This window comes from Sphingomonas sp. GW822-FHT03G08 (assembly GCF_058801135.1).
Map to the genome: position 1 here is coordinate 449,581 of NZ_JBXAMZ010000001.1, position 25,167 is coordinate 474,747.

The window sequence follows — 25,167 nt, forward strand, 5'->3', positions numbered from 1 at the left end:
ATTTCCCGGCGGAGGCCGGAGGGATTGGAAGTGGATTGCGAGCGCAGCGCGTTCTTGCTGCTCCCCGGCTTTCGCCGGGGAAGCTGGAGGGTAGACGCAACGCTGCCTTGGGGTTCGGTGGCCTCGCTTCCACCGTCACCCTGAACTTGTTTCAGGGTCAAACGCGCCTCAGGCGAAATCCTGTGTGGTGCGTTGGATGCTGAAACAAATTCAGCATGACGATTGAAGGCGTCGTTCAGCGCTTCAACGCTATTCAGCTCCCCTCCTTCCAGGGAGGGGAGCTGGAGACGTTAGGCCGCCCGGAACAGGTCCGGGTCGAGCGCCATCACTGTCTCGCTGCCGGCTTCGATCTTGCGGCGCAGGCCGCTGGCGTCCGGGAAGAACCGTTCGGCGAAGAAGCGGGCGGTGACCAGCTTGGCTTCGTAGAATTTGGTGTCGCCCTCGCCCGTGGCCAGCGCGGCGGCGGCGGCCTTGGCCATGCGGAGCCACATCAGGCCGAGCGCGACCGTGCCGGTGAGCTGCATATAGGGATAGGCGCCGGCGCCGACGTCGTTCGGGTTCTTGAAGCCGTTCTGGGCGAGCCACATCGTCGCGCCCTGGAGATGGCCGAGGGTCTTCTCCAGCCCTTCGGCCAGCGCGGCGAGCTTCTCGTCGCCCTTGGCGGCGGCGGCTTCCTCGGCGACCAGCTTGAAGAAGGCCTGGACCGCGCGGCCGCCGTTCATGGCGAGCTTGCGGCCGACCAGGTCCATCGCCTGAACGCCGTTGGTGCCCTCATAGATCATCGAGATGCGGGCATCGCGGACGTACTGCTCCATGCCCCATTCGGCGATGTAGCCATGGCCGCCATAGACCTGCTGGCTGTCGGTCGCGACCTTGTAGCCGATATCGGTGCCGACGCCCTTGATGACAGGCGTGAGCAGGCCGATCAGGTCCGCGGCGAGCTGGCGCTCCTCCTCGGTGGCGGCGGCATGCTCGAGATCGACCTGGAGCGCACCCCAGAGGCAGAGCGCGCGCATGCCCTCGGTCTGCGCCTTGGCTTCCATCAGCATGCGGCGGACGTCCGGGTGGACGAACAGCGTATCGGCCTTTTCGTTCGGCTCCTGCGGGCCAGTGAGCGCGCGGCCCTGGCGGCGGTCATGCGCGTACTGGACGGCGTTCTGCAGCGCGACCTCGCCGACGCCGAGGCCCTGGAGGCCGACGCCGAGACGCGCGGCGTTCATCATGATGAACATCGCGGCGAGGCCCTTCATCTCCTCGCCGACGAGCCAGCCGGTGGCGCCGTCATAGTTCATCACGCAGGTCGAATTGGCGTGGATGCCCATCTTGTGTTCGATCGAGCCGCAGGTGACGGCGTTGCGATCGCCCAGCGAGCCGTCGTCGTTGACGAGGAACTTGGGGACGACGAACAGCGAGATGCCCTTGCTGCTCTCCGGCGCGCCCGGCGTCTTGGCGAGGACGAGATGGATGATGTTCTCGGTCAGGTCATGCTCGCCCGAGGAGATGAAGATCTTGGTGCCGGTGATCGAATAGCTGCCATCGGCGTTCGGCTCGGCGCGGGTGCGGATCAGGCCTAGATCGGTGCCGCACTGCGGCTCGGTGAGGTTCATCGTGCCGCCCCAGGTGCCGGCGACCATCTTGGGGACGTACTTCTCCTGCTGCTCGGGCGAGCCCTTGACCAGCAGGGCCGCGACCGCGCCGTGGGTGAGGCCCGGATACATGGCGAAGGCCATGTTCGAGGAGATCATGAACTCCTGGAACGCCGTCGAGATGACGTGCGGCATGCCCTGGCCGCCGAACGCCTCGGGGAAGCTCAGCGTGCCCCAGCCGCTCTCGACGAACTGATTGTACGCTTCCTTGTAGCCGGCGGGCGTGGTGACGCTGCCGTCGTCATGGCGCTTGCAGCCCTCCTGGTCGCCCGAATGGTTGATCGGGAACAGGACCTCGGCGACGAACTGGCCGCCCTGCTCGAGCACGGCGTCGACCGTGTCCGGGGTGGCGTTCTCGAAGCCGGGAAGATTGGCATAGCGATCGAGGCCGATCACCTGCTCGAGGATGAAGCGGGTGTCGCGCACCGGCGGAGTGTACTGGGGCATTTCAGGGTTCCTCGGGGTTAGTCGCTGCTCTTGAGCAGTTCGACGAATTGCTGGAGTTCGGCGATGTGCGCGTCGATGTCGCGCTTCTGGTTCTCGAGCAGGTCGATGCGTTCGAGGCAGCGCTCGAGCGTGACCTGCTTCTGGGTGCTGCGATCGTCGCCGACATCGTAGAGGTCTATCATCTCGCGGATCTCGGCGAGGCTGAAGCCGACGCGCTTGCCGCGCAGGATCCAGGCGAGCCGGGCGCGGTCGCGGTGCGAATAGATGCGGGCGGTGCCGCGGCGCTCGGGGGCGATCAGGCCCTCGTCCTCATAGAAGCGAAGCGCGCGGGGCGTGACCGAGAATTCGGCGCACAGGTCCGAGATGGTGAAGCTGTCGCGGTCCGGTCGCGGCTCGATCGGCGCCAGGGCTTCGAGCGGGAAAGCTGGTGCGTTCATGGGCATAAAATACTTTCCCCTTACGTGAACGTCAATTGCCTGCGCGGCCGAAATCGACCTTTTCCGTCATCCCGGCGAAAGCCGGGGCGCTCGTGCGGCGCCCCTCCCGCGCCTTCGCCTGAGATCCCGGCTTTCGCCGGGATGACGGCTTAGTCGCCGCCGCCGCAGAGCCTCTTGCCGTTCGCATCGCGCATCGCGGCGGCCTCGGCGGCCGACTCGCTGAGCCGGGTCACTTCGAGGCCGGCATAGGACGCGCGCTTTGCGCAATATTTGTTGCAGCCGTCCGGCAGCGCGCCGGGGAAAGCGATCTTGTCGCCGTCATATTTGGCATCGAACGAGCAGCTGCCGTCCTCGCCGAACTCGACATGGAGCGACTCCCCTACCCGGCTCGCCCGCCCGGTGCCGCTGCAGGTGATGCGGTCGCCATAGTCGACGAACGCGCCAATCCGGTAGCCGAGCTCGGCGTCGGGGACGATGCAGACGCGGTCGGTGTCGCGAGCGTAGAGGCCGGCGATGTCGGTGTCCGCCGGGTTGCGGACGAGGCCGCGCTCGATGGCGGCCTTTTCCAGGTCCTGGGGCGGCTGGGCCTTGTTGTCCGGCGCCGTGCCCGAGGAGCAGGCGGCGAGCAGCAGCGCGAGGAGCAGCCCGGCGCGCTTCATCCGCGGACGAGCTTTCCGCCTTCGACGATGCGGTAGAAGCAGCTCGGCGCGCCGGTGTGGCAGGCGGGGCCGTGCGGCTCGACCTTGAGCCAGACCGCGTCCTGGTCGCAGTCGATCCGGGCCTCGAGCACCTTGAGGATGTGGCCCGAGGTCTCGCCCTTCTTCCAGAGCTTGCCGCGGCTGCGCGACCAGAAGGTCGCCTCGCCGGTGTCGAGTGTCGCCTGGAGCGCCTCGGCGTTCATGTGCGCGAGCATCAGCACCGTGCCGTCGGGTGCGGTGCAGACCGCGGTGATCAGACCGGCGGCGTCATATTTCGGGTCGAGCACGAGGCCCGTTTCGCGTTCGTTGTCCACGCGCGCTGTCTAGCGCGGCGCGGGCCGCGCCTCAATGATCGCGGATGGCCTCGATCAGCTTGTCCTTGTCCATCTTGGAGCGGCCCTCGATGCCGATCTCCTGCGCCTCGTCGTAGAGCTGGTCCTTCGAGCGGCTCTCGAGCGTGCCGCCGGGATGGTCGAGCGTGCCTGCCGCCTGGGCATTGGCGATTCGCGCCGACTTCTCCTTCGAGTTCCCCTCATCGCGGAGTTTCTCGTAGAGTTCGTCGTTCTTGATCTGGGGTCCATGGTCGTGTCCGGGCATGGGAACGGCTCCTTTCGCCCTGAAAAACCACCGGAAAAGCCAGCAAGTTCATTTCTTTGTGACAAGCGGGCGACAAACCGGGACGAAGCGCCTATATGCCCGCTCGATAGTTCAAAACCCCTTGAGGGCTGATGCTTACCACAAACCCGTTCGATGACGACAAGCTGCGCGAAGAGTGCGGCATTTTCGGCGTTTCCGGCATGGACGGCGCTGCCGCCGCGGTCGCGCTTGGCCTGCATGCGCTGCAGCACCGTGGACAGGAGGCGGCGGGCATCACCAGCTTCGACGGCCGCCAGTTCCACATCCACCGCGCAATGGGCCATGTCGCCGGCAATTTCGACCGCGACGACGTGATCCGCGGGCTGCACGGCGACACCGCCTGCGGCCATGTCCGCTACTCGACCACCGGCGAGACCTCGCTGCGCAACGTCCAGCCGCTCTATGCCGAGCTGGCCAGCGGCGGCTTCGCGATCGCGCATAACGGCAACATCTCGAACGCGATGCGCCTGCGCCGCGACCTGATCCGCCGCGGCGCGATCTTCCAGTCGACCAGCGACACCGAAGTGATCATCCACCTCGTCGCGACCTCGCAGTTCCGCACGCTGATCGACCGCTTCATCGACGCGCTCAAGCAGGTCGAGGGCGCCTATTCGCTGATCGTCATGACCCCCGAGGGCATGATCGCCTGCCGTGACCCGCTGGGCATCCGCCCGCTGGTGATGGGCAAGCTCGACGACACGATCGTCTTCGCCTCGGAGACGGTGGCGCTCGACGTGGTCGGCGCCGACTATGTCCGCGACGTCGAGCCGGGTGAGCTGGTGATCGTGAAGGGCGGCGAGATCAGCTCGCACAAGCCGTTCGCGCCCGTCGGCGCCCGTCCCTGCATCTTCGAGTATGTCTATTTCTCCCGTCCGGATTCGATCAGCGACAACCGCTCGGTCTATTCGGTGCGCAAGGCGATCGGCGCGCAGCTGGCGATCGAGGCACCGGTCGAGGCCGACCTGGTCGTCCCCGTCCCAGATTCCGGCGTGCCGGCGGCGATCGGCTATGCCCAGCAGAGCGGCATCCCGTTCGAGCTAGGCATCATCCGCTCGCACTATGTCGGCCGTACCTTCATCCAGCCCGGCGACCAGATCCGCCACCTGGGCGTGAAGCTGAAGCACAACGCCAATCGCGAGCTGATCAAGGGCAAGCGCGTGGTGCTGATCGACGATTCGATCGTCCGCGGCACCACCAGCCTCAAGATCGTGCAAATGATGCGCGAAGCGGGTGCTGCCGAAGTGCACATGCGCATCGCCAGCCCGCCGACCCGGCACAGCTGCTTCTACGGCGTCGACACGCCGGAGCGCGCCAAGCTGCTCGCGGCAAAGCTGGACGTGGGCGGGATGACCGACTTCATCCATGCCGACAGCCTGGCCTTCATCTCGATCGACGGTCTGTACAAGGCGCTGGGCGAGGCGCACCGCGCGGATATCCATCCGAAATACTGCGATGCCTGCTTCACCGGCGAATATCCGACGACGCTGACCGACCAGGACGAGAACGGCCCGCCGACCGACCAGTTCGCGCTGCTTCACGAGCGCGTGGGCTAAGACCGGGATGAGCGAGGGGGCACTTTCGGGGCGCACCGCGCTCGTCACCGGCGCGAGCCGGGGCATCGGCGCGGCGACCGCGATCGCACTGGGCAGCCAGGGCGCGCATGTCATCCTGACCGCGCGCACCGCGGGCGGGCTCGAGGAAGTCGAGGAAACGATCTTCGCGGCGGGTGGTTCGGCGACGATCGCCCCGCTCGACCTGACCGAGAATGACAGCATCGCCCGGCTCGCCGAGGCGATCTCGGGCCGTTGGACGGCGCTGGACGTGCTCGTGCTCAACGCCGCCCAGCTCGGCACGCTGAGCGCGGTGCCGGCGATCGATTTCAAGGAATATGCCAAGATCCTGACGCTCAACGTCACCGCCCAGGCGGCGATGCTCGCGGCGTTCGACCCGATGCTCAAGGCATCGAGCGGTGCGCGAGTGATCGGGGTGACCTCCAGCGTCGGCCGCACCGCGCGCGCCTATTGGGGCGTCTACGGATCGTCCAAGGCGGCGTTCGAGAACCTGCTGCTCACCTATGGCGAGGAAGTCGCGCATATCAGCGGCATCCGCGTCGGCATCCTCGATCCCGGCGCCACCCGCACCAAGATGCGCGCCCGCGCCTTCCCCGGCGAGGATCCGGCGACGGTGAAGGCGCCGGAAGTGGTGGCGGAACGGATCGCGGCGCTGGCGGCCTCGGGGTTCGAGGCGGGGCATTTCGAGCGGGTTGAGGGCTGAGAGCTCTCGGTTCTTCCTGCTTCCCGGCAAAAGCCGGGGCCCAGGGTCACAAGCGGATCGGCAGAGAAACCCTGGGCCCCGGCTTTCGCCGGGGAGCAGTTTGACTTGCCAGGCCAGCGCTCGCGCTACTTCGCCGCGGCCTCGAACAGCCGGTTGAGGAACGCGGTGCGCGCCTTGCCATAATCGCTGTCGCTGGCCTTGGGCGCTGCTGCCGAGACCGCGATCACCACCTTCGATTTCGGATCGACGCGGATCGTCTGGCCGAAAATGCCCTGGGCGCCGAAGCGGCCTTCGGGATAGGTCCACCATTGATAGCCATAGCCGAAGCCCGGTACGCCGATATCGGCATGGGCGGTGGTCGACTGGCGATACCAGTCGGCAGGGACGACGCCCTTGCCGCCCTCGAGCGCGAACTGGCCGAGCCGGGCATAGTCGCGCAAGCTCACCGACAGGCAGCAGCCGCTGACCTCGTGTCCGGACGGATCGACCATCCAGAACGCGTCCTGCTCCATGCCATAGGGCTGCCAGATCTTCGCGCTGAGATAGGTGGCGAGCGGCTTGCCGGTGGCGCGCATCACCAGCACTCCGATCAGGTTGGTCTCGCCGGTCTTGTAGACCCACTTCGCACCCGGCGCGAACTCGCGGGGGAGCTTCTTCATGTAGTAGACGGTGGGGTCCTCCCCTGCCGGTACCGGCTCGAGGAACATGCGGGCGACGTCGGACTTGGCGTCGGTATAATCCTCGTTCCACTTCACGCCCGAGGTCATGGTGAGCAGCTGTGCGATCGTGACGCCGTCATAGCCGCTGCCGGCGAGTTCGGGGATGTATTTGGTGACGAGCTCGTCGACCGACTTGATATAGCCATCCTTGATCGCCGCACCGACCAGCGACGAGGTGAAGGACTTGGCGACCGAGAAGCTGGTCCAGAGTCCTTCCCGCGCATAGCCGCGGGCATAGCGCTCGAGGATGATCTTGCCGTCCTTGAGCACGATCAGCCCGGAGATGTTCTGCTGGGCGATGAAGGCGTCGAGATCGGCATCGGGGAAAGCGAGCGGCTTGCCCGCGGGAAGCGCGCGGACCCTGGTGCCGGCCTTGACGATATGGCCGGGGAAGAGCCGCTCCATATGCGGGAAATTGGCGTCGCGCTGGGCCTGGCTCCAGAACAGCACCTCGGCACCGACCTTGCGCAGGCCCGAATTGTCGCCGGACTGCAGCTTCACGTCGGACGACTGGACCGCCTGGGCGATCGCCCCCTGCCCCGCGACGGTTCCCAGCGCGAGTGCGCCGGCCAGCAGCAACTTCCTCATATCCCCTCCTCCTTCACCAAGGTGAGCTGGACGACGTCAATACCGCCGCCTCTGAACCCGCCTTCGCAATACATCAGATAATAGCGCCACAAGTCGATGAAATTCCGGTCGAATTGTGCAGGCAGCGTGCCCGCCAGCACGGCCGCATCGAAGCGCTCGCGCCACAGGCGGAGCGTCTCGGCATAGTTGAGGCCGAAACCGATGCGGTCCTGGGTGCGCAGGCCCCGCGCGGCGGCCAGGGCGGCGAAACGCCGCTCCGACAGCAGCAGGCCGCCCGGGAAGACATAGGCCTGGATGAAGTCGACGTTCGCGGCATAGTCCTCGAAGAACGCGTCGTCGAAGATGATGACCTGCAGCGCCGCATGGCCGCCCGGCTTGAGCGCACCGGCAATGGCATCGAGATAGGCGGGCCAATAGGCCTGCCCCACCGCCTCGGCCATCTCGATGCTGGCAACCGCGTCATAGCTGCCGGTGACGTCGCGATAGTCGGTGAGGGTGAAGCGGGCGTCGTGCGGCACGCGTGCCTCGGCCCAGGCCTTCTGCTCGGTGGACAGGGTGATGCCGTGGACCTTGCGCCCTTGCGCCACCGCCATTTCGGCGAAGCTGCCCCAGCCGCAGCCGATCTCGAGGATCTCGTCGCCGGGGCTGGTGTTGGTGCGTGCCAGGATCGCCGCGAGCTTTTCGTGCTGGGCCTGTTCGAGCGTCTGGCCGGGCGCGGTGAACAGCGCGCTCGAATAGGTCATGCCGGGGTCGAGCCAGAGCCGGTAGAAGTCGTTGCCCAGGTCGTAATGGAACTGGATGTTGCGTCGCGAGCCGCCGCGATGGTTACGGTTGCGCCAGTGGAGCAGGCGCTTGATGCCCTTGGACAGGCCGGTGGCGCGGGCCTGGCGGGCGAGCTCGGCGCGGTTGAGGCCGAACAGCGCGAAGAGCTGGACCGGATCGGGGCTGGCCCATTCGCCGAGTGCCCAGGCCTGGTACCAGCCGATCGAGCCGCCGACCGCCAGGCGGAGCAGCGCACGCCAGCTGCGCAGGTCGACGATCGCGGCGGGCCCCTCGGCGCGGCCGCCGAGCAGGCGGGCGGTGCCGTCCGGCAGGCCGAGCGACAGGCTGCCCCGGGCGATGCCGGCGTCGATCTTGTCGAGCTGGCCACGAAACAAGGGGGCGAGCGCGCGTGCGGACCAGTGGCGCGGCTTGTCGGGATTGGGCTGGCTCAGGGGCGCGTGCATTGCGTCGCGCACAATGCACGCGCCGGTGAGTCGGGCAAGCTAGCTTTTGCTACGCTTCTTCGGGCGCTCGCCGTTGAACAGGTAGCGCAGCGCCGGGCTCAGCTTGATGAGCTTCCAGATGCCGTAGGAGCCGAAAAAGGCAGTCAGGCAGAGCAGGATGAAGCGCGGCCAGAGCGGGATCGGCAACCGGTCGAGCAGTGGCGTGACCAGCACGATCAGCGGCTCGTGGAACAGGTAGATCACGAAGGAGGCAGAGACGAGCGCCTTCACCCAGCGGCGCTCGCCATGGATGAAATGCGCCAGCGCGCCGAGCGAGGCCTGGGTGAGGCAGAGCGCGGCGACGCCGGTGAGCACCGGGCGCCACAGGAACGGCACCGTACGCGGATAGAAGGCGACGATGATGCTCGCGGCCAGGCAGGTGAGGAACAGGATCCAGGAGAAGCGGGCGAAGCGCCGGTCGAGCGCGGGGATGCGCTGGAGGATCGCGCCGAGCAGGAACCAGGGCAGATAGTCGAGCGCGTAGCGGGCCGAGAGGAAGTTGACCGCGAAATTGTTCAGGTAGCGATAGCGCTCGAGCTGGAGCGAGCCCAGCCCGCACAGGCCGAGTACCAGGCCGGTGGCGAGGGTGAGCGGAATGAACCAGCGGACCAGGTTGCGCTGCTCGCCCTTGAGCTCGGCATGGGCGAGCGCGGGGAAGATCCAGACCAGGGCGGCGAGCCCGGCGGTGTAGTAGAGCAGCACCTGGACGAACCAGAGATGCTCGAACGGGTTGCGCTCGGTCATCGTCATGATTTCCCACCAGCGACCGAGCGGGTCGGGATTGCCGGTGATGCACAGCAGCAGGAAATGCATGAGCGGCACGAGCAGGAAGGTGCCGGCCAGGAAGGGCGGGACGAGCCGGTGGAGGCGCGAGGGCAGATAGCTCGCCACCGGGCGCTTCTGGAGCAGCATCGCGGCGAAATAGCCGGCGATCATGTAGAAGCCCGGCATGCGGAACAGGTGGAGATAATCCGCCAGGTAGATGAAATCGATCGAGCGATCGTGGAAATTGGCGATCCACGGCCCCGGGCGCGCGGTGAGCGAGGCGTGGTACGGGATGCCGAACAGCAGGAACACAGCCCGCAGCGCGTCGAGGTCGTGGCGGCGGGCGCGCTCGGCGGGGGTGCGGAAGGTGCCGTCGCCTGGCGTCATCGGGACAAGACGCTTGTCGCCGGCGCAAGTTCACGCGGAAAAAGGCCGGCGGATGCGCGGGTCAACATGAACGGGGCGATAGGCCAGTTCGCCGCCAATGCAAGCCGATAGCGATAACAGTCAGAGCTTGTGCGGCTCCTTGTCGACCATCCAGGTCTGGCCTTTCGACACCAGCTTCTGGAGATCGGCGGCCTTGCCTTCGCTCGCCGCCTTGTTCTGCGCGATCACTGCGCTTTCGAACGTGGGTGCGGGGTCGTCATAGAGCACGCCGAGCGCCATCGGGAACGGGCCGAAGGGCATCTCGACCAGCATGTGCGCGATGGCGCGATTGGTGATGTTGTGGACGATCACCCCCGCCCCCTGCCAGTCGCCATCGGTGACATCGACGACCTTGAGGACGAGCCGTTCGGGATCGAGCGCGAGGCCGCGGGTGCCGCCGGCGAAGAGCAAAGGCTGGCCATGCTCGGCCCAGAGCTGGTTGGCGGCGGCATTGGGCTTGGCGGTGAAGGGCTCGAAGACCTCGTCGTTGTAGACGATGCAGTTCTGGAAGATCTCGACGAAGGCCGCGCCCTGGTGCGCATGCGCTGCTTTCAGAACCGATGGCAGGTTCTTGTGGACGTCGATCCCGCGGGCGACGAAGCGTGCCCCTGCCCCCAGCGCGAAGGCGCAGGGCTTGGCGGGATGGTCGACCGAGCCGAAGGGCGTGGATGGGCTGCGCGTGCCTTCGCGGCTGGTCGGGGAATATTGGCCCTTGGTGAGGCCGTAGATCTCGTTGTTGAACAGCAGGAACTGGCAGTTCAGGTTGCGCCGGAGCAGGTGCATCGTGTGGTTGCCGCCGATCGACAGCGCATCGCCGTCTCCGGTGATGATCCACACGTCGAGCTCCGGATTGGCGAGCTTGACCCCCGTCGCCACCGCCGGCGCGCGGCCGTGGATGGTGTGGAAGCCATAGGTCTCCATGTAATAGGGGAAGCGCGACGAGCAGCCGATGCCGCTGACGAACACCGTGTTCTCGGGTGCGACGCCCAGCTCGGGCATGGTGCGCTGCACCGCCTTGAGGATAGCATAGTCGCCGCAGCCCGGGCACCAGCGGACCTCCTGGTCCGTCTCCCAGTCCTTGGGGGTGCTGGGGCGGATGGTGGTGATCTCGTTCATGCGATCTCCCTCAATTCGCTTCGGCGATGGAGAGCTTCTCCATCGTCACGCCGCCGAACAGGTCGCGGCGGATGGCGTCGAACACGCGGCGGCGGTCTTCGGCGCGGTAGATGGTGGCGAGCACGGTGACGCGGACGCCATCGACATCGGCGATCCAGCTCTGCTTGATGCCCTGCTTCGTCAGATAGTCGCCGAAGAAGTTGCGGCCAGGTGGGCGCCCGTCGAGGCTGAACTTGCCTTCGAACAGCGTGTCGATCACTCCGGCCTGGCGCGGGCTGGCGCGGCCATCCTCGGCCAAGGCATGCCAGTCGCTCATTCGCGGAGCGTCGGCAAAGACGACGGCGATGACCGGATCGAGGGGGTTGTTGCTCCGATAGGCCCGCATCGGGCCTCCATATCCGCTGCTGCTGTCGCCGTAATCGGGCGAGAGTCCAGCCAGCTGCGTGGGCAACGCCTTGATATGGGCAACCACGTTCGGGGACATCATGGTTCTCTGGGCCGCAGCGGGAGAGGCCGTGAGCATCAGCCCGATCAGCAAACTCGTGGCGCGGATCACGGGTTCACTGCCTCCGGACTGGGCAACTGGCTGTCGCTGGGCGGGAGTTCCTGGTCGAAGTCCACGCCGATATGCTGGGCGATCGCCCTTTCGATCTCGGCGATGCGGAACGGTTGGCCGGAGACCTTGGTGAGCGACCGGGCATCGACGAGATACTGGTCGCGCAGCAGCGTCTTGAGCTGGCCTGTGTTCATTTCCGGCACGAGGACATGCTCGTAACTCTTTAGCAGGTCGCCAAGATTTCTTGGAAGCGGCCAGATGTGGCGGATATGGATGTGGCTGACGTCATGCCCCTTTGACCGCGCGCGGCGTACCGCCTGGGCGATCGGGCCATAGGTCGAGCCCCAGCCGACCACCACCAGCTTGCCGCCCGCCTGTCCCTGCTCGACCGGCTGGTCGGGCACGTCGATGCCCATCACCTTGTCGCGGCGCATGTCGGTCATCGCCTGGTGGTTGGCGGGGGAATAATCGATGTTGCCCGACCCCTGCGCCTTCTCGATGCCGCCGATGCGGTGGAGCAGGCCCGGCGTGCCCGGCTTGACCCAGGGGCGCGCGCGCTTCTCGTTGCGGGCATAGGGCTGGAACTTCTCGCCCTCGGGCGGGACTTCGGTGTGGAAACGCACCGGGAACGGCGCGTAGCTGCTCATGTCCGGCACCTTCCAGGGCTCGGCGGCATTCTGGAGATAGCCGTCGGTGAGCAGCATCACCGGGGTCATGTACTGGGTGGCGATGCGCACCGCCTCGATCGCGACGTCGAAGCAGTCAGCGGCCGAGCGAGCCGCGAGCACCGGCAACGGAGCGTCACCATTTCTGCCGTAGACAGCTTGATATAGGTCAGACTGTTCAGTTTTTGTGGGAAGCCCGGTGGAGGGGCCGCCGCGCTGGGCGTTGACGATCACCAGCGGCAATTCGGTCATGATCGCCAGGCCGATCGCCTCAGTCTTGAGCGCGATGCCCGGCCCCGAGGAACAGGTGACGCCAAGGCTGCCGGCATAGGCGCTGCCCAACGCCGAAGCGACCGCGGCGATCTCATCCTCGGCCTGGAAAGTGGTGACGTTATATTCCTTGTACCGCGAGAGCGTGTGCAGGATCGCGCTGGCCGGGGTGATCGGATAGCCGCCGAAAAACATCGGCAGGTTCGCGAGCTGGGCCCCCGCGACCAAACCCAGCGAGATCGACTCCGCGCCGGTGACGGTGCGGTACAGGCCGGGCTCGGCAGGCGCGGCGGCGACCTGGCGTTGGCTGATCCCCATCGCGCCGAGCTCGGCGGTCTCGCCATAGGCGTGGCCGGCGTTGAGCGCGGCGATATTGGCTTCGGCCAGATCGGGGGCCTTGGCGAACTTGGCCTTGAGCCAGTCGACCAGGGGCTGGCGATCGCGATCGAACATCCAGAGCGCGAGGCCCAGCGTCCACATGTTCTTGCAGCGTAGCGCCTCCTTGTTGCCGAGGCCGAAGGGCTTCACCGCGTCGAGGGTCAGCTGCGAGATGTTGAGCTTGAGCAGCTGCCACCGCGCCAGGCTGCCATCCTCGAGCGGATTGGCGGGGTATTTTGCCTTGTCGAGGTTGCGCTGGCCGAACTCGCCTTCGTCCGCGATGATCAGGCCACCGGGCTTGAGCGCTTCGACATTGGTCTTGAGCGCCGCCGGGTTCATCGCGACGAGGACATCGGGCTGGTCGCCCGCCGTATCGATCCGGGCCGAGCCGAAGTTGATCTGGAAGGCGGAGACCCCGAACAACGTGCCCTGGGGCGCGCGGATCTCCGCGGGGAAATCGGGGAAGGTGGCGAGGTCGTTGCCGGCCAGCGCGGTGGAGAGGGTGAACTGGCCGCCGGTGAGCTGCATGCCATCGCCGGAGTCGCCGGCGAAACGAACCACGATCGCTTCAGGTGCGGGATGCGCCGACGCCTCTTCGGGCGTGAGCGTATGCGCGGCAGTCGCCACAGCCTGTCTCCTGCAATTTTATATCGTTGCGCAGATGTCTACGCTCCAATCTCCCTCAACCCAAAGCAGAAAATGCGGATCAGCTCCGGGGCACGCCCTGCCCCAGCGCCAGGATCGAGGCAACGTGGCGGCGCGAGACTTCGAGCGCATCCTCGCCATAGCCGCCACCCAATGCGCTGGCGAAGGGGACGCCGCGTGACGTCATGGCGGCGGAAATCCAGCGATCGCGCTCGATCAGCCCTTCGTAGCTGAGTCCGAGGCGGCCGAGCCGGTCGCCGGCGAGCGGATCGACGCCCGCCTGATAAAGAACCAGATCGGGTGCGAAACTTTCGAGCAGCGGGATGAGAGTGTCCTCCAGCGCCTCCAGATACTCCGCGTCGCCCACCCCGTCGGCCAGCGGCACATCGAGCGTGGAGCGCGCCTTGCGAACCGGGAAGTTCTTCTCGGCATGGATCGAATAGGTGGCGATCTCCGGGCGTCCCGCGGTCAGCGCCGCAGTGCCGTCGCCCTGATGGACGTCGCAGTCGACGATCAGGATACGATGCCCCTCCTCCGCCAGGCGCACGCCGGCGATGGCGAGATCGTTGAACACGCAGAAGCCCGCGCCGGTACTGGCGAGCGCATGGTGGCTGCCACCAGCGGTGTTCGCGGCGAAGCCATGTTCGAACGCGAGCCGGGCGGCGAGATAGGTGCCGCCGGGAACGGCCTGGGACCGGCGAGCGACTTCGGGCGTGACCGGGAAGCCGATGCGGCGCTCCTTCTCGGGCGGCACGGCGGCGCTGAGGACTTCCTCGACATAGTCCGGGTCGTGGACGGCCTCGAGCCAGGCGCGCGGCATCGGTTCGGGCTCGTGCCAGGTGAAGACCGGCCCTTCCTCGCGCAGCAGGTCGCGGACGAGGCCGTTCTTGTTCCATTGATATTGGCTGCGCGCTGGCGCCGGAGCGACGTAGTCTGGATGGTGGACGAGGTGGATCATTCGCTTGGAAGGTAGGTTGCGTCTCCCAATTCGTCATCCCCGCGCAGGCGGGGATCCAGGGTGACAAAGGACTGACTTTCTTGGCTCTGGATCCCCGCCTGCGCGGGGATGACGAGGGTGGTTTGGCTGTCCATCTCGCGCTACGAGGCCCCATGACCGATGCCGCCTCCCTTCCCTATCGCCCCTGCGCGGGCGTGATGCTGCTCAATCGCCACGGCCGGGTGTTCGTCGGCCAGCGGCTCGATTCCGTGGTCGAGGCCTGGCAGATGCCGCAGGGCGGGATCGATCCCGGCGAGGACGCGCTTGAGGCAGCCTGGCGCGAACTGTGGGAAGAGACCGGGGTGGCCCGCGAGCTTGCCGAGCTGGTCGCCGAGGCCCCGGACGAGCTGTTCTATGACCTTCCCGAGGACCTGGCCGGGCGGATCTGGAAGGGCAAGTGGCGCGGCCAGCGCCAGCGCTGGTTCCTGTTCCGCTTCCTGGGCGAGGACGGCGACGTCAACATCCAGACCGCCGAGCCCGAGTTCCGCGCCTGGCGCTGGGCCGAGCCGAAAGATCTCCCCGAGCTGATCGTGCCGTTCAAGCGGGCGCTATATAAGGAACTGTTGACCGTCTTTGGACAACATCTCGTCTGATCCTGCCCTAGTTTCGCTCTCATAACGGCGATACGGACCCTGTCATGCGCGCCTCGCTCCTTGCCCTGCCGTTGCTGTTTGCTGCCCTGCCGGCGATGGCCATGCCACTGGATGACGATGATGACGGTGTTGCCGCGGCGCTGGCCACGGCGAATGTTCCGCAGGCGCTCAAGCTGATGCTCGAGGCGGCGATGGAATCGGGCAACGAGAACGACGTTGCCGTGATCGTGAAATATGCGCGCACCGCGGCACCGGACGGCGCTGACCAGCTGGTGAGGATCGCGGCCGACTGGCGCGATTCCAGGACGAAGAAGGCGCAGGCCAAGATCCGCAGCGCCGATTTCTTCGCGCTGGTGAAGGGTCATGCCGAGCTCGGCGGCTATGTGACTACCGGCAATACCGAGAATGTCGGTATCGCGGCGGCGATGGAGCTGAAGCGCGACGGTCTGGAATGGCGCCACAAGCTGCGTATCCAGGGCGACTATCAGGAGAGCCTGGGGATCACCACGCGCGAGCGCTATCTCGCTGCATACGAACCCAACTGGAAGTTCGACGACCGCGCCTATCTCTACGGCGCCGCGCAATATGAGAGCGATCGCTTCTCGGGCTTTTCCGACCGCGTCTCGCTGTCGAGCGGGATCGGCTACAGCGCGGTCAAGTCGCCGGCGGTGAAGCTCGACCTCGAAGTGGGTCCGGCGTTCCGGTACACCCGCTTCATCGATCAGCCGGCCGAAAGCAATGCCGCGGCGCGCGGAAGCGTGGATTTCGGCTGGAAGATCACCAAGGGCATCTCGGTGACGCAGAATGCCTCTGCCTATCTGCAGAACGCCAACAGCACCGTCTCGTCCAAGTCGGCGCTGCTTACCAAGCTCTTCGGGCCGCTCTCGGCGCAGTTCAGCTATTCGCTGCAATATGAAAGCACCCCGGCGATCGGGCGCAAGAGCACCGACTCCACCAGCCGCGCGGCACTGGTCGTCGATTTCTGACCTGACGGCTCGGCCGGCTGCTTTCTTCCTTGTTCCCCGGCTTTCGCCGGGGAACCGAGTGGTAAGCGGTGCCATGCCTTGCCTGCATGAGATTCCCGGCGTTCACTGGGGTGACCGCAATAATATTTCGCGCTAGGTCCAGTGGATGACCGAGCTTTCCAAGACAGAACGCGCGGCAGTGGAGAGGGCCGCGGCCTCGCCGATGCTGGCGCGGACCGAGGCCTGGACGGCGATCAACAGCGGCACCCGCAATATCGCGGGGCTCGCCCGCATGGCCGATGCGCTGGCCGACGCATTCTCCGTCCTGCCCGGCCCGATTACGCTGGTGGAGCCCGAACCCGCCGACAGCGTGACCGTCGACGGCCAGGTGCTGCCCCTCGCCCATGGCCATCATCTTCACCTAGCGGTGCGTCCCGACGCGCCGGTGCAGATCCTGCTAACCGGCCATATGGACACGGTCTATGGTGCCGATCATCCGTTCCAGGCGAACAGCTGGCTGCCCGATGGCAACCTCAATGCGCCGGGTGCCGCAGACATGAAGGGCGGGCTTGCCCTGATGCTCGCGGCGCTGGAGGCAGTGGAGGACAGCACGCTCGCCTCGCATGTCGGCTATGAGGTGCTGATCAATTCGGACGAGGAGACCGGCTCCTTCTCCTCGGCCGGGCTGATCGCCGGCGCCGCCAAGGGCAAGATTGCCGCGCTCACCTATGAGCCTGCGCTGCCCGATGGCACGCTGGCGGGCGCCCGCGGGGGTACCGGCAATTTCTCGATCGTGGTCCACGGCAAGTCCGCCCATGCCGGGCGCAACCCCGATGAGGGGCGCAACGCGCTGGTCGCTGCCGCGGACCTGGCGATGCGGCTCAATGACGCCAAGGCTCCCGGGCTTGCGGTGAACCCGGCGAAGATCGACGGGGGTGGCCCCAACAATGTCGTGCCCGAACTGGCGATCCTGCGCGTCAATTTCCGGCCCAAGGATGCCGAGGCGATCACTCGCGCCCGGATCGCGATCGACCAGGCCGTGGCGATCGTTTCCGTGAAGCATGACGTACGCATCCATGTGCATGGCAGTTTCAACCGCCCACCCAAGCCACTGGATGCCGGTGCTGAGAAATTGTTCGAACTTGTGCGCGCATCCGGCGCCGACCTGGGCATTCCGGTCGCCTGGAAATTCTCCGGCGGGGTGTGCGACGGCAACAACATCGCCGCCTGCGGGGTGCCGGTGGTCGACACGATGGGCGCGCGCGGCGGCCTGATCCACAGCCCGGACGAATTCCTGATCCCGGAAAGCCTGGCCGAACGCGCCGCGCTTTCCGCCGTCACCATGTTGCGTATCGCCGAGAAGGGGAAGTTATGAGTTTCGTGATCCGTGCCGCCCGCGACGAGGATCTGCAGGCGCTCTACGAGATGGCGAAGCTGACCGGCGGTGGCTTCACCAATCTGCAGCCCGAGAAGGACGTGCTCCGCGCCAAGCTCGCGCGCAGCCATGCGGCGTTCGATCGCGCCGAGGACGAGAGCGGCGACGACGTGTTCGTGCTGGTGCTCGAGAATGTCGATACCGGCGAAGTGCGCGGTACCTGCCAGATCTTCACTGCCGTGGGGCAGCGCTGGCCCTTCTATTCCTATCGCCTCGCCACCGAGACCAAGCATAGCGAGGAACTGGGCCGAACCTTCCGCGCCGAGACGCTCAGCCTGGTCAACGACCTTGAGGGCTGCTCGGAGGTGGGCGGGCTGTTCCTGCATCCGGGCGAACGCGCCGGCGGGCTGGGCATGCTGCTGGCACGCAGCCGTTACATGTTCATCGCCCGCCACCGGGCGCGCTTCGCCGAGCGGATCCTTGCCGAACTGCGCGGGGTGATCGACGAGGCGGGCGGTTCGCCCTTCTGGGATGGCGTGGCGGGGCGCTTCTTCGGGATGAACTTCCAGGAGGCGGACAGCTTCAATGCGATCCATGGCAACCAGTTCATCGCCGATCTGATGCCCAAGCACCCGATCTATACCGCGATGCTCTCCGAGAGCGCGCGCGGGGTGATCGGCCTGCCGCACCCCTCTGGCCGGGCCGCGATGCGGATGCTGGAGAGCGAGGGCTTCGCCTGGGAGCGCTATGTCGACATCTTCGACGGTGGCCCGACAATGACCGCGCGGACCGACCAGGTGAACACGGTGCGCGATGCCAGGACCGCCAGGGTGTCGGCGATCGAGCCGGGCGGCGAGGCCGCGCTGGTCGCGACCGGGCGGCTCACCGGCTTCCGGGTGACGCAGGGGCGCGTGACGGCGCAGGGCGACGGCGTCGTCATCGATCCGCGCACTTCCGAGCTGCTCGCGGTCGGCTTGGGCGACGAAGTCATGCATGTGGGCCGCTGATGCTTACCGAGATCAATTTCGACGGGATCATCGGCCCCAGCCATAATTATGCGGGGCTGAGCCACGGCAACCTCGCGGCAACGCGCAACCGGGGCGAGACCTCGTTCCCGCGCGCTGCGGCGCTGCAGGGCATCGCCAAGATGCGCGCGAATATCGCGCTGGGGCTGACCCAGGGCATCCTCCTCCCCCATGCCCGCCCGGATCACCGCTGGCTGGCGCGCCTCGGCACCCGTTTCGAGGATGCGCCGCCGCACAGCCAGGCCCAGGCGCTCTCCGCCTCGCCGATGTGGGCAGCCAACGCCGCGACTGTCTCGCCGGCGCCCGATACCGGCGACGGGAAATGCCATCTGAGCGTCGCCAATCTGGTGACGATGCCGCATCGCAGCCATGAATGGCCCGAGACGCTGGCGCAGCTGCGCATCGCCTTTGCCGACCCCGCCTTCACGGTGCACGGTCCGGTGCCGGCGCCGTTCGGGGACGAGGGCGCGGCCAATCACATGCGGCTTGCCGCCGAGCATGGCGCACCGGGGGTCGAGGTGTTCGTCTATGGCATCTCGGGCGGCCCCTTCCCTGCCCGCCAGCATCCCGATGCCAGCGCGGCGGTGGCGCGCAAGCACCGGTTGGAACGCGTGCTGTTCGTCCAGCAGTCCGAGGAGGCGATCGCCGCCGGCGCGTTCCACAACGACGTGGTCGCCGTGGCGAACGGACGGGTGCTGTTCGCGCACGAACAGGCCTTTGCCGACAAGGACCGCTTCTACGCCGACCTGCGCGCGATGCTGCCGGAAGTGGAGATCGTCGAGGTGCCCGCGGCGAAGGTCAGCCTCGCCGACGCGATCAAGTCGTACCTGTTCAACGCGCAATTGGTGACGCTGCCCTCGGGCGAGATGGCGCTGGTGCTGCCGGGCGAGGCACAGGCGACGCCGAGCGTGTGGAACTGGCTGCAGGAGCATGTCGCGGGCAATGGCCCGATCCGGCGGCTCGAGGTGGTCGATGTCCGCCAGTCCATGGCCAATGGCGGCGGCCCGGCCTGTCTGCGCCTGCGCGTGGTCTGCGATCCGTCGACAGTTGATCCGCGCTTCTTGGTCGACGATGCAAGGCTCGATCGCATCGCATCCGTGATCGAGGCGCATTGGCCCGAGGCGATCCCGTTCGACTCGATCGCCGACCCGGCGCTGATCGCCCAGGTGGAGGCGGCACGGGCCGCACTGCTCGAGGCGCTGGACCTGTCGGATTTACTTACAGGTAACCATCCGTTTTAACGCGAAACTACGTATTTTGGCGCTTGGCCCGGGGCTTGCTTAACCTCTGGCATGTTCTACCGCATCGGCCGCCTGTTCACGATCAAGTCCAAGTTCGAGGCGTTCCTCGTGATCTACGGCCTTGCCTGCGGCGCGACGGAGCGCGGCGTGCACTATCTCGGCAAGTTTCCCGGGTGGGAGGGCTGGATGCTCTTCGCACTCTGCCCGATTGCTGTATTCATGGCGGGCGCCAAGATCCTGGACAGCTTCGATGTTCCGGATTGACCAGCGAATTGTTTCTGTAACGATCGGGGTTTAGCGGCCGTCGGGCTGGCCTGTGGGGAGGTTTTGAGCGCGTGCGTTTGTTCCGGGGTATATTTTCTTCTCTCGCAGCGCAGGCGCTGCTCGCCGCGGTAGTGCCGGGCGGCCTGATGGTATTCGTGATGCACGAGAGCCAGCAAGCCGAACTGGCCCAGCGTGACCGCGAGCGGCTCGATGCGTTCGTGCAGACCGCCGCGGAAGCAGCGCGCGCCGGGCGCCCGCTCGACCAGGTGGCGCAGCTCCCCGGGCCGCTTTCCGGGCGCGTGCTGCTCGTCGATCCGCAGGGCCAGGCCATCGCCGGCCCGACCACCAGCCTCGCCACGCGCGCCGAACGCCCGGTCCAGGTCGATGGCCGCACCGTGGCGACCGCCAAGATCGTCCGTCCGCCGGAGCTCAACGACCAGGATCGCCGGGTACTCGCCACCCAGTATATTGGCGTGGCGGCGATCGTGCTGGTGCTGTTCGTGCTGCTGCTGGTGATGGCCTATGTCTTCGCCCGGCGCTGGACGAAGCCGCAGCTCCAGCTCTACCGGATGAGCCGCGACGTGGTGAACGGCGATCTCGACCTCTATTTCGACGAGGAAGGCCCGGCCGAAGTGGTGGCGACGATGCGCAACCTGCGCCGCATCGCCAGCCAGTTCAGCCGCCTGGAGACCGCACGCCGCACCTGGCTGGTGTCAATCTCGGGCGAACTCAAGACGCCGACCGAGAATATGGGCGAGCATTTCATCAAGCTGTGCGAGGTGGATCCCCCGCTCCCGCCCGGACTGATCGGCGCGATCGAGGAGGATACCCGCCGGCTGATCCACATGGCCGAGGACCTGAACGCGGTGGCGCTGGCCGATCTCGGCCGCCTGCCGGTCAGCTTCGCCCAGGTCGATCCGCGCGCGCTGATCCACAACGCCATCTATGCCGACAGGAAGCGCGCCGAGGCACAGGGCGTGCGGCTCGAGACGAGCACGCTGCCCGAATATACGGTGATCGTGAAATGGGACGGCGCGCGCATCGAGCAGCTGTTCGGCGCGCTGATCGACAATTCGCTGCGCTACACGCCGAAGAACGGCCGAATCGTGCTCGGCTTCGAAAGCTCGCGCGATGCCTGGCGCCTGATCATCGACGACAATGCCCCGGGCGTGGATGTGATGCTCGCCCAGCGGTTGTTCGAACCCTTTTATCGCAGCTCGGACCGTTCGGACGAATCGGCCGCCTCCGGCCTTGGCCTGGCGACGGCGCGTGCGATCGTCGAGGCGCATCATGGGCGGATCGAGGCGAGCCGCTCGCCGATCGGCGGCCTGCGCGTGACGGTGATCCTGCCAGGCAACCCACCCACCGCCTGATTTGCCCTGTAAAGGCCGACAGACCCAAGCCCCGCCTGACCCCGGTCCGGCGGGGCTTTCTGTTTCGAAGAGCTTCTGGACGGCCCTGCGGCCGCCGCCGGAACGCGCAGAGCCTGAAACAGAAAAACCCCGCTAAGCCGTTGGCCTAGCGGGGTTTTAATTGGCGCACCCGGAACGATTCGAACGTCCGACCCTCAGATTCGTAGTCTGATGCTCTATCCAGCTGAGCTACGGGTGCGCTGTGGAGGGGAGCCTTTAGAAGCGCTTTTTGGATCGCGCAAGCCGTTGCGTGCACTTTTCCACAGGCATAAGGCACTTTCATGCGATTTATTCTGCTGCTCAGCCTTACCGCCCTCGCCGGATGCACCGAATCCACGGGGCGCTTCCCCTCGTTGCTGCCCCGGCCGATTGAATCGACCAGCCTGGCCGAGCCCGATCGCCCCGTGGCGGTGGCGACGCCCGACGCGGCGCTCGACAAGCGAATCGCCGAGATTCGCGGGACGCTGGCAGAGGGGATCAAGGCATTCACCGCCGGCGCTCAGGATGCGGAGGCCAAGATCGCTGTCTCCCGCGGGCTCCCGCAGGGGTCCGAGGCATGGCTGCAGGCGCAGGTAGCGATGGGATCGCTGGCCGAGTTGCGCCGCCCGGCGGTCTCGGTGCTCTCCGAGCTGGAGGAACTGGCGACGCAGCGCGGTGTGGATGGCTTGCCGCCCTACCCAGCGCTCGATGCGGCGGTCGCGGAAGCCGACCAGGCGGCCACGCAGCAGCAGAACCGGATCGATTCGCTCGAAGCCGCGCTGGGCGGCACCGGCAACTAGGCTCAGTCTTCCGTCAGGTCTGGGTGCAGAACGCGCAGCACCGGGATCACCGACGCATAGTCATCGGTCCAGGGCTGGAATTCCGGCCAGCTCTTGAGCTGCCGCCAGCCCCCGCCCCGTGCCGCCAGCCGCTGCAGCACCGCGGGATCGTGGCTGAGCGCAATCCATTCCGAAGCCGATTCGGCTCTTGGCTCGACCTGATCCACCTTGGTGCCCCCGCCCGGCAGCGGCGTGGCGATGAAATGCGGCGCAGGTTCATAGGACAGGCGAATCGCCTTCCATCCCCCGTCACGCGCTGCCGCGGACACCACCGGTGCCAGCGCCATGAACCGGTTCGAGATATGGACCAGCAGCAGCCCGTTCGGCGCCAGCACCCGGCTATAGGTGGCGAAAGCCTGGCGGGTGAGCAGGTGCATCGGCACCGAATCGGACGAAAAGGCGTCGAGCGCGAGCAGATCGAGGCTGGCGGTCTGCGATTCGGTAAGGCGCACCCGGGCGTCGCCGATCGAAATCCGGGTCTGTGGCGCACATTGGCGCAGGAAGGTGAACTTCCCCGAATCGCGGGCGAGCTGGACGATCGCCGGATCGATCTCGAAGAATCGCCACGCCTGGCTGGGCTTGGCATAGCAGGCGAGCGTGCCGGTCCCGAGGCCGACCACGCCGACACGAGCCGCCGGCCCGTAAAGCTCGGGCAGCGCCTGCATCGCCTGCCCCACGCCTGACCCGGGAACATAATAGGTGGTGGGCTGGGTCGACTGCGCGCCCTTTAGCTGGATGCCGTGCAGCGTGGTGCCGTGCGCCAGCTGGTTCTCGTTCTTGTACTCGGTGACGGTGTAGACACCGAAATAGCTACGGGTGCGCGCGTCGGAGAGCGAGAGCTGGATCGAGCGATAGCCGCCGAACAGGATCAGCCCGCCCGCCAGCGCCGCCAGATAGGCCGGACGCCGCCCTACCGCGACCAGCCCGAGCACGGCGACCAGCACAAAGGCGATCTGCTCGTGCATCTCGCCGAGCAACTGCCCCGGATTGGCGATGCCGATCCAGACCAGCAGCGCCACCAGCGCGCCGATCAGGACCGTCTTGCCACTGGCGCCGTGCAGCCAGAAATCGCGGATCACCGGCAGCAGGAAGATCTGCGGGCTGAGGATGCCGGCGGCGAACACCAGCAGCGGATATTCATAGGTCCAGTCGAACAGGATCGGCGCGAGCAGACCTGCGAACACGCCGCCCAGCACGCCGCCGAACGACATGGCGAGGTAGAAGCCGGTCAGCCGGTCCGGTGCCGGGCGCAGGGCATACATGCGGGCATGCAGCGTCACCGAGACGGTGAACAGCAGCAGCAGGCCGATGAGCGCATTGAGATAGGCAAGCTGCTGGTGCCCGGCGATCAGCGTGGCACCGAACATCAGGATGATCACCGGCGCGAAGCGGGTGAGGATGTCGGGCAGCACCGCATTGTCGCGGAAGGCGACCGAGAAGCTGAGCAGATAGAGGCCGAGCGGCAGCACCCATAGCATCGGCACCGCGACGATATCGGTGGTGAGGAAGGTGGTGGTGGCCAGCATCAGTCCCGAGGGGACGAAGGCCAGAATAATCCAGTGCAGCACGCGGCGGCGCGGCGGCGCGGGCGTGTGATGCGCGACGTGCGGCTCGCCCTCGGCCTGGCGTGGCAGGCGGGCGGCGCAGGTGGCAACCAGTGCGAGCACCAGGACATAGCCGGCGGTCCACAGCCAGCTCTGCCCCTTGAGCGCCAATGTCGGCTCGACGATCAGCGGATAGGCGATCAGCCCGCCGAAGCTGCCGATATTGGACGCTGCGTAGAGCGCGTACGGATCCCGGCCATGGCTGGCCAGGCTGTACCAGCGCTGGAGCAAGGGCGCCTGGGCCGAGATGGCGAAGAAGAGCGGGCCGATCGAGGCGATGAGCAGCCAGGGCACCCAGATCGCGGGCTCGGCATCGCCCGGCAACTCGGTGGCGCTCACGCCGATCGGCAGCCAGAGCGCGGCGACGATCAGCACGCCGATATGGATGCTCGCCTGCATGCGCGGCGGCACACGGCCGAGCCAGTGCGCATAGGCATAGCCGCCGAGCAGCAGCGCCTGGTAGACCAGCATCGCGCTGTTCCACACCGCCGGCGCGCCGCCCAGCCGCGGCAGCGCCATGCGCGCGACCATGGGCTGGACGAGGAAGAGCAGGAAGGATCCGGTGAGGATCGCTGCCACGAACAGCCAGCGCGTGGTGCGCGATCCGGCCTGTGGCGTCACGTCTTCGATGCTGCCCTCCATCCCGTCAGCGCCCCCTGCCGCTCTGGGCCGATTCGGCTTGCCGATCGCTGAACCGAGGTTGGGGGAAGGATTGTGCGGGATACGTAACGAACATACCGCGGAGGCAAGCAGAGGACGTCCTGCTAGTAAAGGGCCAGGATGTTTCCGCTACCTTTTGCGCCGCGCCATCAGTCCGCCGGGCGCGCGATCCGATAGGTGATGTGCGGGTTGAGCCAGTCGGGTGCATTGGGGTGGATGAAGTCCTCGTCCTGCGCGCGCGTCATGCCCAGCCGCTCCATCAGGCCCCAGCTGCGGGTGTTGCCCAGCACCGTCATCGCCGCGACCTGGGGCGTATCGAGATTTGCCCATGCCCAGTCCAGACTGGCCTGCGCGGCTTCACGCGCATAGCCCTTGCCCCAGCCGGTAGCGGCCAGACGCCAGCCGATCTCGACCTGCCCGAACAAAGGCGTGCCCTCGGGCCCGGGCTTGAGCCCGCAAAAGCCGAGGAACGCGCCGTCTTCCTTGCGCTCGATCGCCCAGAAGCAATAGCCGTGCGCATCGAGCAGCGCGTTCTGGCGCGCCATTGCGGCATCGGCATCCTCGGCACTGAGCGGCGGGCCGAGGAATTCCATCACTGCCGGATCCCGGCCCATGGCGTGCCAGGCAGGGCGATCGCTGTCTTGCCAGCGGCGGAGGATCAGGCGGGAGGTTTCGATCATCA

The 25,167-nt window shown here is 66.7% G+C and carries 24 protein-coding genes and 1 tRNA gene; 10 read left to right on the top strand and 15 right to left on the bottom strand.

The features are described from left to right. Window positions 1-290: 290 nt before the first annotated feature. The 5 genes from AC1RJ5_RS01860 to AC1RJ5_RS01880 form a co-directional block, all read right to left on the bottom strand. Window positions 291-2,093 carry an acyl-CoA dehydrogenase C-terminal domain-containing protein gene (locus AC1RJ5_RS01860; RefSeq protein ID WP_184166153.1) on the bottom strand — a complete coding sequence of 601 codons (1,803 nt, stop codon included), beginning with the start codon at window positions 2,091-2,093 and terminating at the stop codon, window positions 291-293. A 17-nt stretch (window positions 2,094-2,110) separates the two neighbouring features. After that, window positions 2,111-2,530, bottom strand: coding sequence for a MerR family transcriptional regulator (locus AC1RJ5_RS01865; protein WP_184166156.1), 420 nt, complete (start codon window positions 2,528-2,530; stop codon window positions 2,111-2,113). Between the two features lie 149 nt (window positions 2,531-2,679). Beyond that, a complete protein-coding gene (locus AC1RJ5_RS01870) occupies window positions 2,680-3,189 on the bottom strand; it encodes a hypothetical protein (protein ID WP_493111397.1) in 510 nt (169 codons plus the stop codon). Then, window positions 3,186-3,542 carry a phosphoribosyl-AMP cyclohydrolase gene (gene hisI / locus AC1RJ5_RS01875; RefSeq protein ID WP_269575335.1) on the bottom strand — a complete coding sequence of 119 codons (357 nt, stop codon included), beginning with the start codon at window positions 3,540-3,542 and terminating at the stop codon, window positions 3,186-3,188. The genes AC1RJ5_RS01870 and hisI overlap by 4 nt, the downstream gene beginning before the upstream one ends. Before the next feature lie 31 nt (window positions 3,543-3,573). Continuing rightward, a complete protein-coding gene (locus tag AC1RJ5_RS01880) occupies window positions 3,574-3,825 on the bottom strand; it encodes a Rho termination factor N-terminal domain-containing protein (RefSeq protein WP_184166165.1) in 252 nt (83 codons plus the stop codon). A gap of 131 nt (window positions 3,826-3,956) precedes the next feature. On the opposite strand from AC1RJ5_RS01880, the gene purF reads away from it, so the two are divergent. Both purF and AC1RJ5_RS01890 read left to right on the top strand, forming a co-directional pair. Then, complete coding sequence (gene purF, locus AC1RJ5_RS01885; RefSeq protein WP_184166169.1) at window positions 3,957-5,417, top strand: amidophosphoribosyltransferase; 1,461 nt, start codon at window positions 3,957-3,959, stop codon at window positions 5,415-5,417. A 7-nt stretch (window positions 5,418-5,424) separates the two neighbouring features. After that, window positions 5,425-6,138: an SDR family NAD(P)-dependent oxidoreductase gene (locus tag AC1RJ5_RS01890; protein WP_342250255.1), complete on the top strand. Its 714-nt coding sequence runs from the start codon at window positions 5,425-5,427 to the stop codon at window positions 6,136-6,138. A gap of 125 nt (window positions 6,139-6,263) precedes the next feature. On the opposite strand, the gene AC1RJ5_RS01895 is transcribed toward AC1RJ5_RS01890, so the two are convergent. From AC1RJ5_RS01895 to AC1RJ5_RS01925, 7 genes are all read right to left on the bottom strand, one after another. Further along, window positions 6,264-7,445, bottom strand: coding sequence for a serine hydrolase domain-containing protein (locus AC1RJ5_RS01895; protein ID WP_493111400.1), 1,182 nt, complete (start codon window positions 7,443-7,445; stop codon window positions 6,264-6,266). Continuing rightward, complete coding sequence (locus tag AC1RJ5_RS01900) at window positions 7,442-8,671, bottom strand: SAM-dependent methyltransferase (RefSeq protein WP_269575331.1); 1,230 nt, start codon at window positions 8,669-8,671, stop codon at window positions 7,442-7,444. The genes AC1RJ5_RS01895 and AC1RJ5_RS01900 overlap by 4 nt, the downstream gene beginning before the upstream one ends. A gap of 39 nt (window positions 8,672-8,710) precedes the next feature. Next, entirely contained in the window at window positions 8,711-9,862 is a 1,152-nt protein-coding gene (locus AC1RJ5_RS01905) for an acyltransferase family protein (protein WP_493111403.1), read from the bottom strand. Between the two features lie 120 nt (window positions 9,863-9,982). Then, window positions 9,983-11,017, bottom strand: coding sequence for a 2-oxoacid:ferredoxin oxidoreductase subunit beta (locus tag AC1RJ5_RS01910; RefSeq protein ID WP_269575329.1), 1,035 nt, complete (start codon window positions 11,015-11,017; stop codon window positions 9,983-9,985). Window positions 11,018-11,027: 10 nt separating this feature from the next. After that, complete coding sequence (locus tag AC1RJ5_RS01915) at window positions 11,028-11,501, bottom strand: hypothetical protein (protein ID WP_493111405.1); 474 nt, start codon at window positions 11,499-11,501, stop codon at window positions 11,028-11,030. Between the two features lie 68 nt (window positions 11,502-11,569). Continuing rightward, window positions 11,570-13,513, bottom strand: coding sequence for a 2-oxoacid:acceptor oxidoreductase subunit alpha (locus tag AC1RJ5_RS01920; RefSeq protein WP_493111407.1), 1,944 nt, complete (start codon window positions 13,511-13,513; stop codon window positions 11,570-11,572). A 79-nt stretch (window positions 13,514-13,592) separates the two neighbouring features. After that, window positions 13,593-14,489 (bottom strand): histone deacetylase family protein, encoded by an 897-nt coding sequence (locus tag AC1RJ5_RS01925; RefSeq protein ID WP_493111409.1) that lies wholly within the window; start codon window positions 14,487-14,489, stop codon window positions 13,593-13,595. 152 nt (window positions 14,490-14,641) lie between these two features. On the opposite strand from AC1RJ5_RS01925, the gene AC1RJ5_RS01930 reads away from it, so the two are divergent. The 7 genes from AC1RJ5_RS01930 to AC1RJ5_RS01960 all read left to right on the top strand — a co-directional run bounded on the left by AC1RJ5_RS01930 (window position 14,642) and on the right by AC1RJ5_RS01960 (window position 21,364). Continuing rightward, window positions 14,642-15,121: an RNA pyrophosphohydrolase gene (locus tag AC1RJ5_RS01930; RefSeq protein WP_493111411.1), complete on the top strand. Its 480-nt coding sequence runs from the start codon at window positions 14,642-14,644 to the stop codon at window positions 15,119-15,121. Window positions 15,122-15,165: 44 nt separating this feature from the next. After that, complete coding sequence (locus AC1RJ5_RS01935; protein ID WP_184166197.1) at window positions 15,166-16,107, top strand: DUF481 domain-containing protein; 942 nt, start codon at window positions 15,166-15,168, stop codon at window positions 16,105-16,107. Window positions 16,108-16,252: 145 nt separating this feature from the next. Beyond that, the gene (locus tag AC1RJ5_RS01940; protein ID WP_493111414.1) at window positions 16,253-17,461 is read left to right on the top strand and encodes a hydrolase; all 1,209 of its coding nucleotides are present in this window, start codon (window positions 16,253-16,255) and stop codon (window positions 17,459-17,461) included. After that, the gene (locus AC1RJ5_RS01945) at window positions 17,458-18,468 is read left to right on the top strand and encodes an arginine N-succinyltransferase (RefSeq protein WP_269575322.1); all 1,011 of its coding nucleotides are present in this window, start codon (window positions 17,458-17,460) and stop codon (window positions 18,466-18,468) included. Before AC1RJ5_RS01940 ends, AC1RJ5_RS01945 begins: the two co-directional genes overlap by 4 nt. Next, window positions 18,468-19,727 carry an N-succinylarginine dihydrolase gene (locus AC1RJ5_RS01950; protein WP_269575321.1) on the top strand — a complete coding sequence of 420 codons (1,260 nt, stop codon included), beginning with the start codon at window positions 18,468-18,470 and terminating at the stop codon, window positions 19,725-19,727. Before AC1RJ5_RS01945 ends, AC1RJ5_RS01950 begins: the two co-directional genes overlap by 1 nt. Before the next feature lie 51 nt (window positions 19,728-19,778). Then, window positions 19,779-19,991: a hypothetical protein gene (locus AC1RJ5_RS01955; RefSeq protein WP_184166210.1), complete on the top strand. Its 213-nt coding sequence runs from the start codon at window positions 19,779-19,781 to the stop codon at window positions 19,989-19,991. A 146-nt stretch (window positions 19,992-20,137) separates the two neighbouring features. Beyond that, window positions 20,138-21,364, top strand: a complete 1,227-nt coding sequence (locus AC1RJ5_RS01960) for a sensor histidine kinase (RefSeq protein WP_493111417.1) — start codon at window positions 20,138-20,140, stop codon at window positions 21,362-21,364. A gap of 161 nt (window positions 21,365-21,525) precedes the next feature. Here AC1RJ5_RS01960 and AC1RJ5_RS01965 read toward each other — a convergent pair. Next, window positions 21,526-21,602, bottom strand: a tRNA-Arg gene (locus AC1RJ5_RS01965). 82 nt (window positions 21,603-21,684) lie between these two features. On the opposite strand from AC1RJ5_RS01965, the gene AC1RJ5_RS01970 reads away from it, so the two are divergent. Further along, window positions 21,685-22,182, top strand: coding sequence for a hypothetical protein (locus AC1RJ5_RS01970; protein ID WP_342250248.1), 498 nt, complete (start codon window positions 21,685-21,687; stop codon window positions 22,180-22,182). 2 nt (window positions 22,183-22,184) lie between these two features. On the opposite strand, the gene AC1RJ5_RS01975 is transcribed toward AC1RJ5_RS01970, so the two are convergent. Both AC1RJ5_RS01975 and AC1RJ5_RS01980 read right to left on the bottom strand, forming a co-directional pair. Continuing rightward, a complete protein-coding gene (locus AC1RJ5_RS01975) occupies window positions 22,185-24,467 on the bottom strand; it encodes a fused MFS/spermidine synthase (protein WP_493111420.1) in 2,283 nt (760 codons plus the stop codon). 167 nt (window positions 24,468-24,634) lie between these two features. Continuing rightward, on the bottom strand, window positions 24,635-25,165 hold the full coding sequence (locus AC1RJ5_RS01980) for a GNAT family N-acetyltransferase (protein ID WP_493111422.1): 531 nt from the start codon (window positions 25,163-25,165) through the stop codon (window positions 24,635-24,637). Between the last annotated feature and the right edge of the window lie 2 nt (window positions 25,166-25,167).

Bases quoted from the DNA above. Each gene is read 5' to 3' on its own strand.
- AC1RJ5_RS01950 (WP_269575321.1), top strand. From the start codon at position 18,468: ATGCTTACCGAGATCAATTTCGACGGGATCATCGGCCCCAGCCATAAT.
- AC1RJ5_RS01915 (WP_493111405.1), bottom strand. From the start codon at position 11,501: ATGTCCCCGAACGTGGTTGCCCATATCAAGGCGTTGCCCACGCAGCTG.
- purF (WP_184166169.1), top strand. From the start codon at position 3,957: ATGCTTACCACAAACCCGTTCGATGACGACAAGCTGCGCGAAGAGTGC.
- AC1RJ5_RS01880 (WP_184166165.1), bottom strand. From the start codon at position 3,825: ATGCCCGGACACGACCATGGACCCCAGATCAAGAACGACGAACTCTAC.
- AC1RJ5_RS01940 (WP_493111414.1), top strand. From the start codon at position 16,253: ATGACCGAGCTTTCCAAGACAGAACGCGCGGCAGTGGAGAGGGCCGCG.
- AC1RJ5_RS01960 (WP_493111417.1), top strand. From the start codon at position 20,138: ATGGTATTCGTGATGCACGAGAGCCAGCAAGCCGAACTGGCCCAGCGT.
- AC1RJ5_RS01935 (WP_184166197.1), top strand. From the start codon at position 15,166: ATGCGCGCCTCGCTCCTTGCCCTGCCGTTGCTGTTTGCTGCCCTGCCG.
- AC1RJ5_RS01910 (WP_269575329.1), bottom strand. From the start codon at position 11,017: ATGAACGAGATCACCACCATCCGCCCCAGCACCCCCAAGGACTGGGAG.
- AC1RJ5_RS01955 (WP_184166210.1), top strand. From the start codon at position 19,779: ATGTTCTACCGCATCGGCCGCCTGTTCACGATCAAGTCCAAGTTCGAG.
- AC1RJ5_RS01980 (WP_493111422.1), bottom strand. From the start codon at position 25,165: ATGATCGAAACCTCCCGCCTGATCCTCCGCCGCTGGCAAGACAGCGAT.
- AC1RJ5_RS01930 (WP_493111411.1), top strand. From the start codon at position 14,642: ATGACCGATGCCGCCTCCCTTCCCTATCGCCCCTGCGCGGGCGTGATG.
- AC1RJ5_RS01945 (WP_269575322.1), top strand. From the start codon at position 17,458: ATGAGTTTCGTGATCCGTGCCGCCCGCGACGAGGATCTGCAGGCGCTC.
- AC1RJ5_RS01900 (WP_269575331.1), bottom strand. From the start codon at position 8,671: ATGCACGCGCCCCTGAGCCAGCCCAATCCCGACAAGCCGCGCCACTGG.
- AC1RJ5_RS01905 (WP_493111403.1), bottom strand. From the start codon at position 9,862: ATGACGCCAGGCGACGGCACCTTCCGCACCCCCGCCGAGCGCGCCCGC.
- AC1RJ5_RS01970 (WP_342250248.1), top strand. From the start codon at position 21,685: ATGCGATTTATTCTGCTGCTCAGCCTTACCGCCCTCGCCGGATGCACC.
- AC1RJ5_RS01925 (WP_493111409.1), bottom strand. From the start codon at position 14,489: ATGATCCACCTCGTCCACCATCCAGACTACGTCGCTCCGGCGCCAGCG.
- AC1RJ5_RS01890 (WP_342250255.1), top strand. From the start codon at position 5,425: ATGAGCGAGGGGGCACTTTCGGGGCGCACCGCGCTCGTCACCGGCGCG.
- AC1RJ5_RS01895 (WP_493111400.1), bottom strand. From the start codon at position 7,445: ATGAGGAAGTTGCTGCTGGCCGGCGCACTCGCGCTGGGAACCGTCGCG.
- AC1RJ5_RS01865 (WP_184166156.1), bottom strand. From the start codon at position 2,530: ATGAACGCACCAGCTTTCCCGCTCGAAGCCCTGGCGCCGATCGAGCCG.
- AC1RJ5_RS01870 (WP_493111397.1), bottom strand. From the start codon at position 3,189: ATGAAGCGCGCCGGGCTGCTCCTCGCGCTGCTGCTCGCCGCCTGCTCC.
- AC1RJ5_RS01975 (WP_493111420.1), bottom strand. From the start codon at position 24,467: ATGGAGGGCAGCATCGAAGACGTGACGCCACAGGCCGGATCGCGCACC.
- AC1RJ5_RS01860 (WP_184166153.1), bottom strand. From the start codon at position 2,093: ATGCCCCAGTACACTCCGCCGGTGCGCGACACCCGCTTCATCCTCGAG.